This is a genomic window from Pseudohalocynthiibacter sp. F2068, assembly GCF_023015645.1.
GTDB classification, from domain to species: Bacteria; Pseudomonadota; Alphaproteobacteria; order Rhodobacterales; family Rhodobacteraceae; genus Pseudohalocynthiibacter; species Pseudohalocynthiibacter aestuariivivens.
The window spans coordinates 22,025-38,466 of the sequence record NZ_JALKAK010000018.1 but is presented as its reverse complement, the minus strand read 5'-3'; the positions used below and the strand labels follow the sequence as shown (position 1 = coordinate 38,466).

14 protein-coding genes are annotated in these 16,442 nt (G+C 52.7%); 9 read left to right on the top strand and 5 right to left on the bottom strand.

All coding sequences use genetic code 11. The annotated features are described in order from the left end of the window. The first annotated feature begins 238 nt into the window (after positions 1-238). The gene (locus MWU63_RS17350) at positions 239-736 is read left to right on the top strand and encodes a gamma-glutamylcyclotransferase family protein (RefSeq protein ID WP_348646249.1); all 498 of its coding nucleotides are present in this window, start codon (positions 239-241) and stop codon (positions 734-736) included. On the opposite strand, the gene MWU63_RS17345 is transcribed toward MWU63_RS17350, so the two are convergent. From MWU63_RS17345 to MWU63_RS17335, 3 genes are all read right to left on the bottom strand, one after another. Then, a complete protein-coding gene (locus MWU63_RS17345) occupies positions 710-2,107 on the bottom strand; it encodes an MATE family efflux transporter (protein WP_213890668.1) in 1,398 nt (465 codons plus the stop codon). The two genes, MWU63_RS17350 and MWU63_RS17345, sit on opposite strands and share 27 nt — an antisense overlap. 93 nt (positions 2,108-2,200) lie before the next feature. Continuing rightward, the gene (gene gltX, locus MWU63_RS17340) at positions 2,201-3,523 is read right to left on the bottom strand and encodes a glutamate--tRNA ligase (RefSeq protein ID WP_213890669.1); all 1,323 of its coding nucleotides are present in this window, start codon (positions 3,521-3,523) and stop codon (positions 2,201-2,203) included. A 183-nt stretch (positions 3,524-3,706) separates the two neighbouring features. Continuing rightward, entirely contained in the window at positions 3,707-4,099 is a 393-nt protein-coding gene (locus MWU63_RS17335) for a VOC family protein (RefSeq protein WP_213890670.1), read from the bottom strand. Positions 4,100-4,199: 100 nt separating this feature from the next. Between MWU63_RS17335 and soxR the strand changes: the two genes are divergently transcribed. Continuing rightward, positions 4,200-4,664 (top strand): redox-sensitive transcriptional activator SoxR, encoded by a 465-nt coding sequence (gene soxR, locus MWU63_RS17330; RefSeq protein WP_213890671.1) that lies wholly within the window; start codon positions 4,200-4,202, stop codon positions 4,662-4,664. Between the two features lie 11 nt (positions 4,665-4,675). On the opposite strand, the gene MWU63_RS17325 is transcribed toward soxR, so the two are convergent. Further along, positions 4,676-6,334, bottom strand: coding sequence for an NAD+ synthase (locus tag MWU63_RS17325; protein ID WP_213890672.1), 1,659 nt, complete (start codon positions 6,332-6,334; stop codon positions 4,676-4,678). A gap of 198 nt (positions 6,335-6,532) precedes the next feature. On the opposite strand from MWU63_RS17325, the gene MWU63_RS17320 reads away from it, so the two are divergent. Beyond that, entirely contained in the window at positions 6,533-8,002 is a 1,470-nt protein-coding gene (locus MWU63_RS17320) for a 2-isopropylmalate synthase (protein ID WP_247078995.1), read from the top strand. A gap of 68 nt (positions 8,003-8,070) precedes the next feature. Here the strand turns inward: MWU63_RS17320 and MWU63_RS17315 are convergent, their stop codons facing one another. Next, on the bottom strand, positions 8,071-8,736 hold the full coding sequence (locus MWU63_RS17315) for an SDR family NAD(P)-dependent oxidoreductase (RefSeq protein WP_213890673.1): 666 nt from the start codon (positions 8,734-8,736) through the stop codon (positions 8,071-8,073). Positions 8,737-9,029: 293 nt separating this feature from the next. Between MWU63_RS17315 and MWU63_RS17310 the strand changes: the two genes are divergently transcribed. The 6 genes from MWU63_RS17310 to rodA all read left to right on the top strand — a co-directional run bounded on the left by MWU63_RS17310 (position 9,030) and on the right by rodA (position 16,403). Further along, the gene (locus tag MWU63_RS17310) at positions 9,030-10,604 is read left to right on the top strand and encodes a 2-isopropylmalate synthase (protein WP_213890674.1); all 1,575 of its coding nucleotides are present in this window, start codon (positions 9,030-9,032) and stop codon (positions 10,602-10,604) included. A gap of 241 nt (positions 10,605-10,845) precedes the next feature. Then, on the top strand, positions 10,846-11,886 hold the full coding sequence (locus MWU63_RS17305) for a rod shape-determining protein (protein WP_213890675.1): 1,041 nt from the start codon (positions 10,846-10,848) through the stop codon (positions 11,884-11,886). A gap of 23 nt (positions 11,887-11,909) precedes the next feature. After that, entirely contained in the window at positions 11,910-12,818 is a 909-nt protein-coding gene (gene mreC, locus MWU63_RS17300) for a rod shape-determining protein MreC (RefSeq protein ID WP_213890676.1), read from the top strand. A gap of 4 nt (positions 12,819-12,822) precedes the next feature. Continuing rightward, a complete protein-coding gene (locus MWU63_RS17295; RefSeq protein ID WP_247078994.1) occupies positions 12,823-13,335 on the top strand; it encodes a rod shape-determining protein MreD in 513 nt (170 codons plus the stop codon). Positions 13,336-13,347: 12 nt separating this feature from the next. Next, positions 13,348-15,267, top strand: a complete 1,920-nt coding sequence (gene mrdA / locus MWU63_RS17290; protein WP_213890678.1) for a penicillin-binding protein 2 — start codon at positions 13,348-13,350, stop codon at positions 15,265-15,267. Then, on the top strand, positions 15,264-16,403 hold the full coding sequence (gene rodA / locus MWU63_RS17285) for a rod shape-determining protein RodA (protein ID WP_213890679.1): 1,140 nt from the start codon (positions 15,264-15,266) through the stop codon (positions 16,401-16,403). The genes mrdA and rodA overlap by 4 nt, the downstream gene beginning before the upstream one ends. Positions 16,404-16,442 lie beyond the last annotated feature (39 nt).

The window sequence follows — 16,442 nt, the reverse complement described above, 5'->3', positions numbered from 1 at the left end:
ACATGGTGTTGAAATGAATAGGATTACACGCAAACTTAGGTAGCAAAACGTTGTTATTAAATTGTTTTTTTCTTAACAAAATATTTATTTCTTACACAAAACGGTTAACAAACCCCATTATGCCTCAAATTCGATTGCCTCTGATCAGCAAAATCTACAGTATTCGCAAATGCGTTATCCCTACTTTTTCGGTTACGGGTCTCTCGTGAACCGACGAACACATGAATATGAAAACCCTATGCCAGCGCGTGTAAACGGTTGGCGCAGGGCGTGGCGTCATTCGCCTGTGCGACGTGTCAGTTTCCTGACTGCGGTTAAAGCCCCGGGCGATTACATTGAAGGCCTTGTCGCGGGTGTACCCATCAGCGAATGGAACGCGCTTGATGAACGCGAAAGAGCATATGACAGAATTGATGCCACGGAAGCCGTCGAGCATGAGATCCCTCACCCTGCAGATGTTGTGATCTATGCCATACCCCCAGAACGTCACTATGCACCGACATCAGACAACCCGATCTTGCTAAGTTACATTGATGTCGTTGTTCAGGGATATTTGACCGAGTTCGGAGAAAGCGGCGTTCAGCATTTTTTTGAAACAACCGATGGTTGGGAGGCCCCAATTCTGGATGATCGTGATGCACCAATTTATTCCCGCCACCAGAAATTGACATCTTCTGAAACGATGTTGGTAAACGATTATCTCAGTTCTCTATCTCCGGTAATTAAAAAGCTGTAACAGCCGCGCCTGACGCTGGAACAACGGCGTTTTAATATCTGTTTTATCGATACTTTTCTGCATGACGCGCCTTACTATCAGGGTTGCCATAAGGCCAAAAATTACCCCACCCAAGGCCTGCCCAATGAGAACCCCCTTCGCTCCGAACAACGCGCTGCCAAGCATAACCAAAGGAATTGTTCCCAGCGTATGACGTCCCCAATTGATCCATGTCGAATAGAACGGATGCCCCAGGTTGTTGAACGACGCGTTGCTGACGAAAATCACCCCATTAAAAAAGAAGGCCAGCGCCAGAGGACCACAAAACATGTAAACCAAGTCCAGCGTTAGACCGTCAGCATTGAACAAACCCGCGATAAACGGGCGCAGCAAATACAGTAAACCGGCCATGCTGGTCACGAAAATTGCAGTAAAAAGGATGCCATCCCGAAACGCCGTTCGCACCCTATCGTGCTGTCCCGCTCCGAAGTTTTGTCCGATGATCGGTCCAATCGCACCCGATAGCGCAAAAAGCACACCAAAGGCGACGGGTGTGAGCCTTGCAGTGATCGCCATTCCAGCAACTGCCGCTTCACCAAATTGTGCCATAGACCGGGTGACATAGGCCTGACCGACCGGTGTCGCGAGCTGAGTCAGGATTGCTGGAAAGGCAATCGCAAGAATCGTGGGAAAATCCTGCCGGAACTCCGCTGCGGTGGGTTTTTCCAATCCACCATAATAGCGCAAGATTGGCACAAGTGACGTCGCGGCGATTGTCGCGCGCGCAAAAACGCTTGCAATCGCAGCCCCAGTCAAATCAAGATTCAACCCGAAAATCAGGATCGGATCCAATATCGCATTCACAAGCCCGCCAAAGATTGTTGCCATCATTGCGCGTCGGGCGTCACCATGTGCGCGCAGGATCGCGCCGCCAACCATACCAACCAGCAGAACCGGTAAACTGGGAACAATAATACTCAGATAGCTGGTTGCCAAATCCAATGTCTCACCACTTGCACCTAACAGCTTTGCAAGAGGCCGAATATTGAACCAGACCAGTGCTGAAAAAGCCGCCCCAAAAGCAACACCATAGATCATTGATGTTGCTGCCCGACGCCGCGCAACATGTGCGTCGCCTTCACCCAAAGCGCGGGCAACCAAGGCACCCGCAGCAATCGCCATTCCAATGCCAAAGGACGAAGTAAAAAACAGAATAGCACCAGCATAACCGACTGCCGCGGCTAGCTCTGCTTTTCCGAGCATCGAAATGAAAACCATATCGACGAAATCGACCAGGAAAATCGCCATCAGACCGACAGATGCCGTCAAAGACATCACAGACACGTGGCGAAACAGATTTCCTTTTAAAAACTTAGCTTGCTGTTCAGCCACTTGCGCCCCTCAATTCATACGCATCATGCGAAAAAAACCGCGGAAACACTAGGGGTCGGAACGCACACACGCCCGGTATCTACGCACAGGCGTTTAGATTTTTGCGCGGATCACCTGCATCAATGGCAGCATGGCTGACATGTCGGGCCCATGGCTTTGTCCCGTCAGCGCCTTTCGCAGCGGCATAAACAAGCCCCTGCCTTTGCGGCCTGTCTCGGCTTTCACAGCAGCGGTCCATTCTGACCATGTTGTTGTGTCATAGGGCGCAGTCGGCAACAATGTCATTGCAGTCGCAACAAATTCGACGTCTTCATCATCAATGACCGGTTCTGCCCCTTCGGAAAACAGGGTCCACCATTCCTCCAGGTCCGCTAGAACCGTGATATTCTCGCGCGTCACGTCCCAAAATTGCCGCGCTAGTTGATCCGGCACGCCAAGTGCTCTGACCTGTTCAGAAACCGCTGCGAAATCAAGCCCATGGTTAAAACGAGCGGTGAGCGGGAACAGGTCCTCAACATCAAATTTGGTCGGTGCTGCACCGAATTTCGAAAGATCGAAACCTTCTACAAGCTCATCAACTGAACTGCACAATTCAACAGGGTCAGAAGACCCCAAGCGCGCCATAAGTGACAAAAGCGCCATTGGCTGCACACCTCGCTCGCGCAGATCACGCAGGGCAAGTGTGCCAAGCCGTTTCGAAAGCGCTTCGCCTTGCGGACCTGTCAGAAGGGAATGATGCGCGAAACTTGGAACTTTTCCACCAAGTGCTTCGATAATCTGAATTTGCGTCGCCGTGTTTGTGACGTGATCCGAGCCGCGCACAACATGCGTAATGCCAAAGTCAATGTCATCGCAGACAGAGGCCAACGTATAAAGAAACTGACCATCTGCCTTGATCAACACAGGGTCAGAGACGCTCGCGGCATCAATGGATATCTCTCCCAGAATGCCATCGGTCCACTCAATCCGTTTCTGATCGAGCAGAAAACGCCAATACCCGTCCCGTTCTTTGCGAAACTCCGCTCTTTGTTCTTCGGTAAGTTTTAAGGACGAGCGGTCGTAGACCGGCGGTTTGCTCATATTAAGCTGTTTTTTGCGCTTTAAATCCAGCTCAGTCGGCGATTCAAAGCACTCATAAAACCGCCCCATCGTCCGCAATTCGTCAGCAGCCGCTTCGTATCGGTCGAGCCGTTCTGACTGCTTTTCTAAGCGATCCCACGTCAGGCCCAGCCATTCCAGATCTTCCATGATGCCATCAGCATATTCCTGCTTGGATCTTTCAGGATCGGTATCATCCAGGCGCAGAATAAACTGCCCACCGGATTTGCGCGCAATCAGATAGTTAAACAGCGCTGTACGCAGGTTTCCAACATGGATATAGCCGGTGGGAGATGGGGCAAAACGGGTGACGGTCATGGGTAACTCCTTGATCAGGTCCGTTTTCCACAGCCGCGCGGGTTTGTCCAGATTGGCCTTGCATCAAAGGTGACTATGTCAGCAATTACCCGTCTGTCCGCGCGGGCGGAACTGACTGGCCATTGCGTGTTGAAGTCGCAAAACCACATCCAAGCGATGGCAACGAATCAAAACGGCTCGTCCTCAGGTGTTGTAAGACACCACTTCAATCTCGATTCCGTCAAGATCGTCAAAATAAAACCGCCGCCCCGGTTCATAGTCAGCGTGACTGTTCGGAACAAACCCCATCTCTCGTACGCGACCTTCAATCAGGTCAAGATCATCTACAACGACCCCGATATGGTTCAATCCTCCAATCGTCGTGTAGGTGTCGCCGGGATTGCCTTTGCCCCCTTTCGTGTAAAGCGCAAGGTAGCTTTCGTCTGATCCCACATGGAAAGACGTCCCTCCATCCATTGATTCACCGGGTTCACTCGCCCAACGAATTTTCCAGTCGAACAGTTTACACAGCATATCTGCGGTTTTCTGCACATTGGTTACGGTTATGTTCGCGTGTTCCAAGACGGCCTGTGCCATAGAATCTTTCCTTTGAGTTTGTTTTGCGATTCGTCTTTGATTTGTCTAGCGTAATTGCTCAAGTTAACTTGAGGTCAAGATTTTTATTCAGGAGACCAGAATGCACCCTTCTGACGTACTTTCGATCGGCCAGCTTGCGTCGCGTACCGGGCTCGCCGTGTCCGCTATCCGATACTATGAAACACAAGGCTTGGTGCGGCCAACCCGAAATGACGGCGGTCAGCGCAGGTTTCGACGCTCTGACATAAGGCGTCTTAGTTTCGTTAGGATTGCACAGCAGTTTGGCTTTACCATTGAACAGATCGCCGAACAGCTACAGCTTCTGCCAGAATCCCGCACACCCACCAAAGGGGATTGGAGCAAGATCAGCCTTGTGTTTCGCGCAGAGTTGGATGCGCGCATCGAGACACTGACAAAACTGCGCGACAATCTGGATGGCTGTATCGGTTGCGGGTGTCTGTCACTTAAAAAATGCCGCTTGTACAACCCTGATGATACGGCGCGACGCAAAGGCAGTGGCCCACGCTACTTGATGGGGGATACGCCAGAAAGCAATTCGTCTTAGCAAACGCGATATCAGCTATCGTCGCGCCACCGGTTCACAATCGGATAGCGGCGGTCGAGCCAGAAAGCATGTTTGGTCAACCTCGTTCCCGGTGCTGACTGAAACCTCTTGTATTCACTGATGTAGAGAAGATGCTCTACTTTCTTGACTGTTTCGCGCTCAAATCCGGCCTCAACCAGCTCGGCAACCGATTTTTCCTCATCCACCAGCCCGGTCAAAATAGCGTCGAGAATATCGTAGGGCGGTAGCGAATCTTCGTCCTTCTGGTCTTCGCGCAGTTCGGCCGTGGGGGGTTTGTCGATAATCGACACCGGAATGACCTCACCGGCTGGACCCGCCATCCAAGATCGGTGATTTGCATTGCGCCAGCGGCATTGCTCAAACACGCGCGTTTTATAGAGGTCCTTGATCGGGTTATAGCCGCCCGCCATATCGCCGTAGATCGTCGCATATCCTACCGCGATCTCAGATTTATTTCCTGTGGTCAGAAGCATTTCGCCAAACTTGTTCGACATCGCCATCAGCAGCAAACCACGTAGCCGGGACTGGATGTTTTCCTCTGTCAGCCCGGGTGCCATACCTTCGAAAAATGGTGCGAGCGTGTTTGTGATCGCCGCGCGTCCTTCGGCTATCGGAACGAAATCATAGCGGCAGCCAAGGTTCTCAGCGACGTCTTTCGCGTCATCCAGCGACGATTGCGCCGTGTACTCGGACGGCAGCATTACACACCGTACGTTTTCAGCACCCAGCGCATCCACCGCGATCGTGGCGACAATTGCACTGTCGATTCCGCCGGACAGACCCAGTAGAATCTTTTCAAAGCCCGTCTTGCGCAGATAATCGCGCAGGCTTTCGACCATTGCGCGATAGTCCTGTTCCCACTCATCGGGCAAGGTTGCGATTTCACCGGGAACCACACGCCACCCGTCATCGGTTCGTTTAAAATCAACATGCGAAACCGACTCGTCAAAGACCGGCATCTGCACCGCAAGCTCACCGCCGGGATTAAGCACAAATGTTCCCCCGTCAAAGACTTGATCATCCTGCCCCCCGATCATGTTCAGATAAACAAGCGGTAACCCAGTTTCGACGACACGGGCCACCATATGCCCGTAGCGCACGTCCATCTTATTGCGGAAATAGGGCGACCCATTGGGAATCAGTAAGAACTCGGCGCCGGTTTCTTCCAGCGTTTCAGCAACGTCTTCGTGCCATGCATCTTCGCAGATCGGGCTGCCGATGCGGGTTTCCCCGACGCTGTAAGGTCCGCCTAGCGACCCGGAATCAAAGAGCCTTACCTCGTCAAAAACTGTTTCATTGGGCAGATGATGTTTCAGAACCCGACTTTTAACCTTGCCGTCTTTCAGGATGAAGTAGGCGTTGTAAAGTTTGCCATCTTCCAGAAACGGACCACCGATGCCCAGCGCCGGGCCGTCTGCACAGTCTTTTGCCAACGCCATTATGTGGCGCGTTGCATCTTCGATAAACGCAGGTTTCATTATCAGATCCTGCGTGTTGTAGCCGGTGATGAACATCTCGGTCAGCGCAACCATATTGGCACCTGCAGCCTTACCTTCCTCCCAGGCTGCACGTGCTTTCGCGGCGTTATCGCTTAGCGCGCCTACCGTTGGATTGAGCTGCGCCAGTGTAAGGCGAAAAGTGTCGGCCATATCTGCCCCCAAAGGAATTCGTATGCCGTTCTTAGCAGAGTTACGCCGGAGGAAAAGCCAATGGCTGCCAAAACCCGCCGGTGTTGCTCGGCCAGTTATGTCCGCTGGTTGCAAAACTCGTTGAAAGCCTCGGCTGGCCCGAGTAGGCTCTGTCCCCGATACAGAGCGTTTTTCTTATGAAGTAATAGGGAGCATACCGTGCAGTTCTTACTAAGAGCACAGACACACACACGTGCAATTCTGGTTGCGGCTATAATTACAGCTCTCGGTTCCGGTGCCGCCCTTGCCCAGACAGACGAAGATGTTCAACGCGTTGAAGACAACAAAGGCGGCGTTTATGAGGGAACGTTTCAGGATGGTCTGCAGCATGGCCGCGGCACATATCGGTTGCCTTCCGGTTATGAGTACAGCGGCGAATGGTTTGAAGGCGAAATTCTCGGCCAGGGAATAGCACGCTTTACCAATGGTTCTGTCTATGAGGGCGGCTTTGTTGCCGGTAAACCGGATGGTTTTGGGAAAATTATCTTCGCTGACGGTGGGACATATGAAGGTGACTGGGTTGCTGGCGAAATAAACGGTAACGGAATCGCGATTTATGTAAATGGTGTTCAGTACGAAGGCGGCTTCAGAAACGCGATGCACCACGGTGTTGGCACGATGCGCAGCCCAAACGGATACGTCTACCAAGGTGAATGGATCAACGGCGTCAAAGAAGGTGTCGGTACAATCACCTACCCTGACGGCTCGGTTTACACCGGAACGCTGGTACGTGGTGTCAGCGAGGGCACGGGGACACTAACCTCTCCTGATGGTCTGAAATATGAAGGCACTTGGCGCGAAGGCCAGATGAATGGCGAAGGCAAACTGATACAGCCCAATGGCGATGTCTATGTTGGTGATCTGACCAATGGTGCCCGCGATGGCAAGGGCGTCATGACATACGCCAACAGGGATATTTACGAAGGCAGTTTCCAAAACGACCAGCGCCACGGTCAGGGAAGGCTGACCAGCACTGATGGCTACAGCTACGTTGGAAGCTGGGTTGAAGGGCGCATCGAAGGCGAAGGTGAAGTCACTTACCCTGACGGGTCTGTTTACGCCGGTACGTTCAAGGACGATCTGGTCGATGGAACCGGTTCAATCACCTATCCGGATGGCAGCACCTACGAGGGTGAATGGCGCGCGGGCATAATTGAGGGGCGTGGTGTCGCACGTTACGCTAATGGCCTTGTCTACGACGGCGAATTCCACGACGCGCGAAACCACGGTCAGGGCACAATGACCTACCCGGACGGATTCACCTACACGGGCGAATGGGTTGAAGGCCAACGCAGTGGCATGGGTACAACCACTTATGCAGATGGCACGGTTTACACCGGAAACCATCTGAACGGAAAGCCAAATGGACAGGGCGAAATCGCAATGCCGGATGGTTTTCTCTATGTCGGAAACTGGGTCAACGGCGAAATAGATGGCCAAGGTCGTGTGACCTACAGCAACGGTGATATCTATGAAGGCAGTTTCCGGACAGGCAAACGCCAGGGCGTGGGGACCATGAGCTATGCGAGCGGCGAAGTCAGAGAGGGCAATTGGGAAAACGGTGCGCTTGTGTCGGATGTTGAGTCAGATGCGACCAACGATGGAACGTCTACGGAAACAAACGACTAACATCTTTAGAGTATTTAAAAGAAGTTTTTATCTTGAAGATTGAACAAAAATAGCCGTAATCTTCGCGGCTACCATTCTATTTTATGCCCGGCCCAATCAAAGAATGCACCGCTATCTTTCTCCCTCAACCCGCCTATCACGCGCAGTAAATTATCTGCAGCTTCTTCTGCTGGAACAGACGGGTTGCCACCAGCGTATTTCTTCGTCAGAGCCGTTTGGACAGTGCCAGGGTGCAGAACTGCACAAATCAGTTTCGGGTGTGTTCTGGCGGTTTCAATCGATGCCGTGTGAATAAGCTGGTTAAGCGCAGCCTTGGCTGCGCGGTAAGAATACCACCCGCCCAAACGGTTATCGCTAATAGAACCAACCCTGGCTGAGAGCACCGCGAATACCGCGCGTTGGTCACGCGGTAAAAGCCGAAGTGCATGTTTCAGCAAAATAACGGGTCCAATAGCATTTACGTTGAACTGCCGCCTTAAAGAACTCGGGGTAACAGACATAAGTGTTTTCTCAGGCCCCTGCCCCTCGATTTCCAATGCGCCTGTTGCAACGAAAATCATATCGAAATGACCGTCTAATTCGGAAAATTGCTGCGCGACGTTGATTTCGTCGCAAATTTCCAAACCGTCGGTGCTGCGCGAGAGTTCGACAACTACAATACCTTGGACCCGCAAGGCTGTAACAACAGCCCTGCCAATCCCTCCGGAGGCACCAATAATCAAAACCCGCCTCATGACCGCTCCCTCGCGCATCAAAGGTATTACGTCGCGCGTGCAGACCCGGATCACAAATGGCCAGATTTATTCCATTTTGGGGCTTTTCATCTGCAAAAGAGCTTCTATTATCCGCTCTCATGACGACCAACGCACATATCATGTCTTCCACGCTTCGCCGTTCAAGCGGCGCTTTGCGTCTGTGCGCTATCCTACCCCTAAGCCGCCTCTGAGCGTGCCCTTGGGCGCGACCGCTCAGAGGATGTGCAGCGCGCCAAATATTAGGTTTAGGACAAAGACGAAAGATCATCAAAATGACAGACCAAGGCAAACAGACCGCTGACGTGGCATCCGAACAGGACCGCGTCATGATTTTCGACACAACGTTGCGAGACGGCGAACAAAGCCCCGGCGCAACAATGACGCATGATGAAAAAGTTGAAATCGCCGAAATGCTGGACGAAATGGGCGTCGATATTATCGAAGCCGGTTTTCCAATTGCATCCGAAGGCGATTTCAAAGCCGTCAGTGCCATTTCTGCGCAGGCCAAGAACGCGGTTATATGCGGGCTTGCGCGTGCAAGCTTTGGAGACATCGACCGGTGCTGGGAGGCGGTCAAACACGCGGCACGGCCCCGGATTCACACGTTTATCGGCACGTCCCCACTGCACCGTGGCATCCCGAATCTCACGAAGGATGAGATGGCCCAGCGTATCCACGAAACGGTAACCCACGCCCGCAACTTGTGTGACAATGTGCAGTGGTCCCCAATGGACGCAACACGGACAGAAGATGATTACCTTTGCCGCGTCGTTGAAATTGCGATCAAGGCTGGCGCCACAACCATCAACATACCGGATACCGTTGGCTACACTGCACCACGTGAAAGCGCCGCACTGATCCGGATGTTGATCGAAAATGTGCCAGGTGCCGACGATATCATTTTTGCCACGCATTGCCACAATGACCTTGGCATGGCGACAGCTAATTCGCTTGCGGCTGTTGACGCAGGCGCTCGGCAAATCGAATGCACGATCAACGGGCTTGGCGAACGTGCGGGTAATACTGCGTTGGAAGAAGTCGTGATGGCAATGAAAGTGCGCAACGACATCATGCCTTATCAAACCCGCATAGATACCACCCGTATCATGAACATCAGTCACCGTGTCGCAACCGTGTCTGGCTTTCCGGTGCAGTACAACAAGGCCATCGTCGGGAAAAACGCCTTTGCGCATGAAAGCGGCATTCATCAGGATGGAATGCTCAAGAACGCCGAGACTTTTGAAATCATGCGCCCCGAAGACATCGGTTTATCTGAAACCAATATCGTTATGGGCAAACATTCCGGCCGCGCTGCATTGCGCTCTAAACTTAGCGATCTTGGCTATGACCTGGCAGACAACCAGTTGAAAGATGTCTTTGTGCGTTTCAAGGCGCTTGCTGATCGTAAGAAAGAAGTTTTCGACGACGACCTTTTGGCGCTGATGCGTGACAGTACGTCGGACGCGGAAAACGACTATATTCAGGTAAAACACCTTCGCGTGGTTTGTGGAACGGAAGGCCCTCAAACAGCAGATCTTACCCTGTCAATCGACGGCAGCGAAACCAGCACAACTGCCCACGGAGACGGTCCGGTTGATGCAACATTCAACGCCGTAAAGGCGCTGTTTCCGCATAACGTGAACTTGCAGCTTTATCAGGTGCACGCTGTCACCGAAGGTACGGACGCTCAGGCAACCGTTAGCGTGCGGATGGAAGAAGACGGAAAAATCGCTACGGGCCAGGCCGCTGACACTGATACAGTTGTCGCTTCGGCCAAAGCATATGTGAACGCGTTGAACCGCTTGCTTGTGCGCCGTCAAAAAACAGCACCAGCAGCTTTGAATTAATCCTCTGGCAAGAGCGGCTAACCCCCGCTCTTGCAACACCATCCAATTTAGTGCGATTCTGGCAAAATGTTCGATTTGTGCTATCAAATACCCTAAAAAAGTCAGAAATCAGCAGGATTTTGCGCAGTATTCTGTGTATAGTCCCCTTTACTGTAGACGACGCAAAGCCCATAAGTCTTAGCAATCAAGAGGCTATGAGTCTTGTACCGTATTTTTGTATTTAGAAGGTTTGCGAAACAAAATGGTAGATTTTCTCAGAGGCCTTTTTTCCTCCGATATGGCAATTGACCTCGGCACGGCCAATACGTTGGTTTACGTGAAAGGCAAGGGTGTCGTCCTTTCAGAACCTTCTGTGGTCGCCTACCACATCAAGGATGGTGTTAAGAAAGTTTTAGCGGTCGGCGAAGACGCTAAACTTATGTTGGGCCGTACTCCGGGCAGCATTCAGGCAATCCGGCCGATGCGCGAAGGCGTGATTGCCGATTTTGACACAGCCGAGGAAATGATCAAACATTTCATTCGGAAAGTTCACAAGCGAACAACGTTTTCAAAACCAAAAATTATCGTCTGCGTCCCACATGGCGCGACCCCCGTTGAAAAGCGCGCCATCCGACAGTCAGTTATGTCTGCGGGCGCACGCCGCGCGGGGTTGATTGCTGAGCCGATTGCGGCTGCGATTGGCGCTGGTATGCCCATCACTGACCCGACCGGGAATATGGTTGTTGATATCGGTGGCGGCACAACCGAAGTTGCGGTGCTTTCGCTTGGCGATATCGTTTATGCCCGCTCCGTGCGTGTCGGTGGCGACAGGATGGATGAGGCAATTGTGAATTACCTACGCCGTCAGCAAAACCTTCTGATTGGTGAATCCACTGCCGAACGCATCAAGACCTCTATCGGGACCGCACGGATGCCGGATGACGGGCGGGGTGCCTCCATGCAAATTCGCGGACGCGATTTGCTGAATGGTGTGCCAAAAGAAATCGAGATCAATCAGGCGCAGGTCGCCGAAGCACTGGCCGAACCCGTCCAGCAGATTTGTGAGGCTGTGATGATCGCGCTCGAGGCCACGCCTCCTGATCTGGCGGCGGATATCGTTGACAGAGGCGTTATGCTCACCGGTGGTGGCGCATTACTTGGTGAACTTGATTTGGCTTTGCGCGAACAGACCGGGCTTGCAATCTCGGTCGCAGATGAATCTCTGAATTGTGTGGCGCTTGGAACAGGCAAGGCACTCGAGTATGAAAAACAGCTGCGCCATGTGATCGATTACGATAGCTGAATGAGGCGACACGGAGAATTGCCGTGGCAAAGGACAGAAATTCAGGCGACGAATACGTCCGCCCGGTCAGACGTATCCTGGTCGGTCTGCTGATTTTCGTTCTTATCGGTCTGTTTTTACTCTGGAGGGTTGATAGCCCGCGGGTCGAACGATTTCGTGCCAATCTGGTCGACAGGGTTATGCCAAGTTTTGATTGGGCGTTGCGCCCTGTAACAGCCGCGACATCGATGTTTTCAGACTTTCAGAGTTACCAACGGATTTATGAACAAAATCAGGAACTGCGCCGCGAACTCCAGCAGATGAAAGCATGGAAAGAGGCCGCGCTCCAGTTAGAACAAAAGAATGCGAGATTGCTTGACCTGAACAATGTCCGGCTGGACCCACTTTTGACTTATGTTACCGGAGTTGTGATTGCAGACAGCGGGTCACCCTTTCGCCAATCCGTGTTGGTGAATGTTGGGAAACGCGACGGCATCAAAGACGGCTGGGCAACAATGGACGGAATTGGAATTGTCGGGCGTATCTCGGGTGTCGGACGTAACACCGCCCGGGTGATCTTGCTTACAGATTCAAACAGCCGAATCCCGGTTGCGATCCAACCAACGGGCCAGCGCGCGCTTTTAACAGGAGACAACACCGCAGCACCGCCCCTTGAACTATTGGAAAACCCGGAACTCATACGCCCCGGCGACAGGGTTGTGTCTTCCGGCGACGGAGGTGTCTTTCCCGCCGGATTGCTTGTGGGGCAAGTCGCGCTTGGAACAGATGGCCGATTGCGGGTGCGACTGGCAGCTGATTATGAGCGCCTTGAGTTTTTACGTGTTCTGCGCAGCCGTGATCATGAACAGATACATGACCCGGGTGGTTTGCTGGCACCACCTGCCACCACCGAAAACACAACAGAAACAACCGGGGTCGAAGCCAGTGATTAACCCGGTGACATCTCGTATTTGGGTCCATCGGGTCGCTTTCCTGGGTCTTTGTGCCATCATTATTTTTTTCCACCTTCTGCCGATGCAGACTATTCCGACCCAATGGTCTGCGCCTGATCTGCTGATCTGTTTATCATTCTGCTGGGTGGTGCGGCGGCCTGACTACCTTCCGGCGCTTTCGGTTGGGATCGTCTTTCTGATTTCGGATATGTTTTTCTTGCGACCACCAGGGTTAATGGCCGCGCTCGCTGTATTGGGAACCGAATTTTTGCGCGCGCGCAGTCATTTCATTCGTGAATTTCCATTTCTTTTGGAATGGGCAGTTGTAACCGTCGTCATCGCGGGTGTTTTGCTTGGCAACCGACTGATCCTGTTGATCCTGATGGTTGATCCACCCGTTCTCGGTCTTTCAATCCTGCAATTTCTTGCAACCAGTTTGGCCTATCCCTTGACTGTGCTATTCTCAAAATACGCTCTTGGCGTTTCGAAAATCACCCCGGCAGAACTGAACAGATAGAGACATAATTCGATGAAACGCACCGCTAAAGATTCAGAGTTCAGTTCGCGAAAGATTTCGCGGCGTGGTCTGATTATGGGTGGGGCGCAATTGGCCTTTGTCGGTGCACTCGGCCTCAGAATGCGGTATTTGCAGGTTGATCAGGCCGACCAGTTTCGCATGTTGGCCGAAGAAAACCGGATTAACGTGCGCCTGTTGCCTCCGGCCAGAGGCCTGATGTTCGACCGCAACGGCGCGTTGCTGGCCGCTAACGAACAAAATTACAAAATTGTTCTGGTGCGTGAAGATGCAGGCGATGTGGAAGAAGTTCTTGCACGCCTTGCGCAACTTGTGCCTCTTACCGCAGAGGATCTTGAGCGTGCCACGCGCGAGATTTATCGCCGAAGCCCTTTTGTACCGGTAACTGTTGCAGATCGTCTGCGATGGGAAGATATCTCTGCCGTTGCAGTAAATGCACCCGCCCTGCCCGGCGTAACGCCCGAGGTTGGTTTGTCGCGGGGCTACCCGCGTGGTCAGGATTTTGCCCATGTTGTGGGCTATGTCGGACCTGTCAGCGACTATGATCTTGAACGGTTGAACGACCCCGATCCGCTGTTACAGATTCCCAAATTTCAAATTGGCAAATCGGGTGTTGAGGCGAAACTCGAACACGAACTGCGCGGCAAAGCCGGTCATCGCCGTATTGAGGTCAATGCAACTGGCCGCGTCATGCGTGAACTTGACCGGATAGATGGTGAACCCGGTGCGAATATCCAGCTTTCGGTGGACGCTGATTTGCAGAATTTCATACAGGCGCGCCTTGCGGGCGAAAGTGCTGCCGCATCTGTCATTGACACGGAAACGGGCGACCTGCTTGCAATCGCATCTTCACCGTCGTTCGATCCGAATAAATTCGTTCGTGGGATTTCCGTCGCCGACTATTCGGAGTTGACTGAAAACAAATACCGCCCACTGGCAGGCAAGGCAGTTCAGGGTACCTACCCGCCGGGTTCAACGTTTAAAATGGTCACTGCGCTCGCCGCACTTCACGACGGCGTAGTGTCGCCGGAAGATACAGTTTACTGCCCTGGGTACACCTACCTCGGTGGCCGCCGTTTTCATTGCTGGAAGCGGGGTGGACATGGCAATGTAAACCTTCACGACAGCTTGATGCGATCTTGCGACGTCTACTATTACGAGCTTGCCCAGCGTGTTGGAATTGAAAAAATTTCGGCAATGGCAAGGCTTCTTGGTCTCGGCGAACGGCACGACCTGCCTATGTCAGCTGTTGCCCAGGGGCTTGCCCCGACAAAGGACTGGAAAAGAGAGCGACACGGCGAAGGATGGCAGGTTGGCGATACACTGAACGCAGCAATTGGACAGGGGTTTGTGTTGGCCTCGCCCCTACAGCTTTCAATCATGGCAGCGCGTTTGGCGACTGGCAGGACAGTGACGCCCAGGCTTGTAAAATCAATCAATGGTGTTGAGCAACCCAGCCACGCCGGAACGCCTTTGGGTCTGAATGAAAACCTGCTGCGTCAGGTACGGCGCGCGATGTTTGATGTTTCTAACAGTCGGCGTGGAACCGCGTTCAGGTCACGTATCGTTGAAGATGCATTTCGGATGGCCGGCAAAACCGGCACCAGCCAGGTCCGCAGTGCTGTTGTTCGAAATCAGGATGTTCCCTGGGAGCAGCGCGACCACGCTTTGTTCGTATGTTTCGCGCCATTTGATGCGCCAAAAATCGCGGTATCTGTTGTGGTGGAACATGGCGGCGGCGGTTCCAAAGCAGCAGCCCCTGTCGCGCGTGATATTGTTCTGCAGGCGCTCTACGGAGGATTACCACCTCTGGCAGCTTATCCCGCCGCAGACCACGAGCGAATACGCGAGATGCAACGTGAACTTCCGCTTCGCAACCCCAGTTCTGCCGAGGACGGAAAAGATCAGGCATGAGTTATCTGGAGTACAACCTAAAGACAGCGCCAACCGGGCTAAGCAAGATTTTTCACTTGAACTGGCCTGTGATCCTGCTGCTGACGGCCGTGAGCTGTGTTGGTTTCCTGATGCTGTTCTCTGTTGCAGGTGGCTCTTTGACACCTTGGGTCGAACCGCAGATGAAACGGTTTGCTCTTGGAATGGTCTTGATGTTCCTCGTTGCAATGGTCCCGATCTGGTTTTGGCGCAACATGGCTGGCGTCGCATATCTTGGCTCGCTCGCGCTCTTGCTGCTGGTAGAGCTGTTTGGTGCCGTTGGCATGGGGGCTCAGCGCTGGATCGACCTCGGTTTCATGCGCCTGCAACCTTCGGAATTAACGAAATTTACACTAGTGATGATCCTCGCTGCCTACTACGACTGGCTTGACGTCAAGAAAACATCCCGACCCTTTTGGGTAATCATCCCAATATTGCTGATCCTTGTCCCAACCTACCTTGTGTTACGCCAACCTGATCTCGGAACAGCCATCCTTTTGGTAGCAGGTGGGGGGATCATTATGTTTCTTGCCGGTGTCAGCTGGTACTATTTTGCAGGCGTCGTTGCGAGCGGCGTTGGCGCGATAACAGCTGTTTTCAAACTGCGTGGGACGGAATGGCAATTCCTGAAAGACTATCAGTATCGCCGGATTGATACCTTTCTTGATCCTTCAAGCGACCCGCTAGGGGCGGGTTACCATATTACGCAATCCAAGATCGCGCTTGGGTCTGGCGGGTGGACCGGGCGCGGCTTCATGCAGGGTACGCAAAGTCGGCTGAACTTTTTGCCCGAAAAACATACAGACTTTATTTTCACGACACTCGCCGAAGAGTTCGGCTTTGTGGGCGGGGTTTCACTGCTCACGCTCTATACACTGATAATCTTCTTTTGTGTTGTTTCTGCGCTTCGCAATAAGGATCGGTTTTCCTCTCTGCTTACGCTGGGAATAGCGGCGACTTTCTTTTTGTTCTTCGCGGTGAACATGTCCATGGTTATGGGGCTCGCACCTGTTGTTGGTGTGCCTTTGCCTCTCGTGTCTTATGGCGGTTCTGCCATGCTTGTTATTCTTGTGGCTTTTGGTCTCGTCCAAAGCGCACATGTCCACAGGCCTCGCTAATGTTTGACGCGACTTCACGCTGGTCCCTGCTTCTTTCTC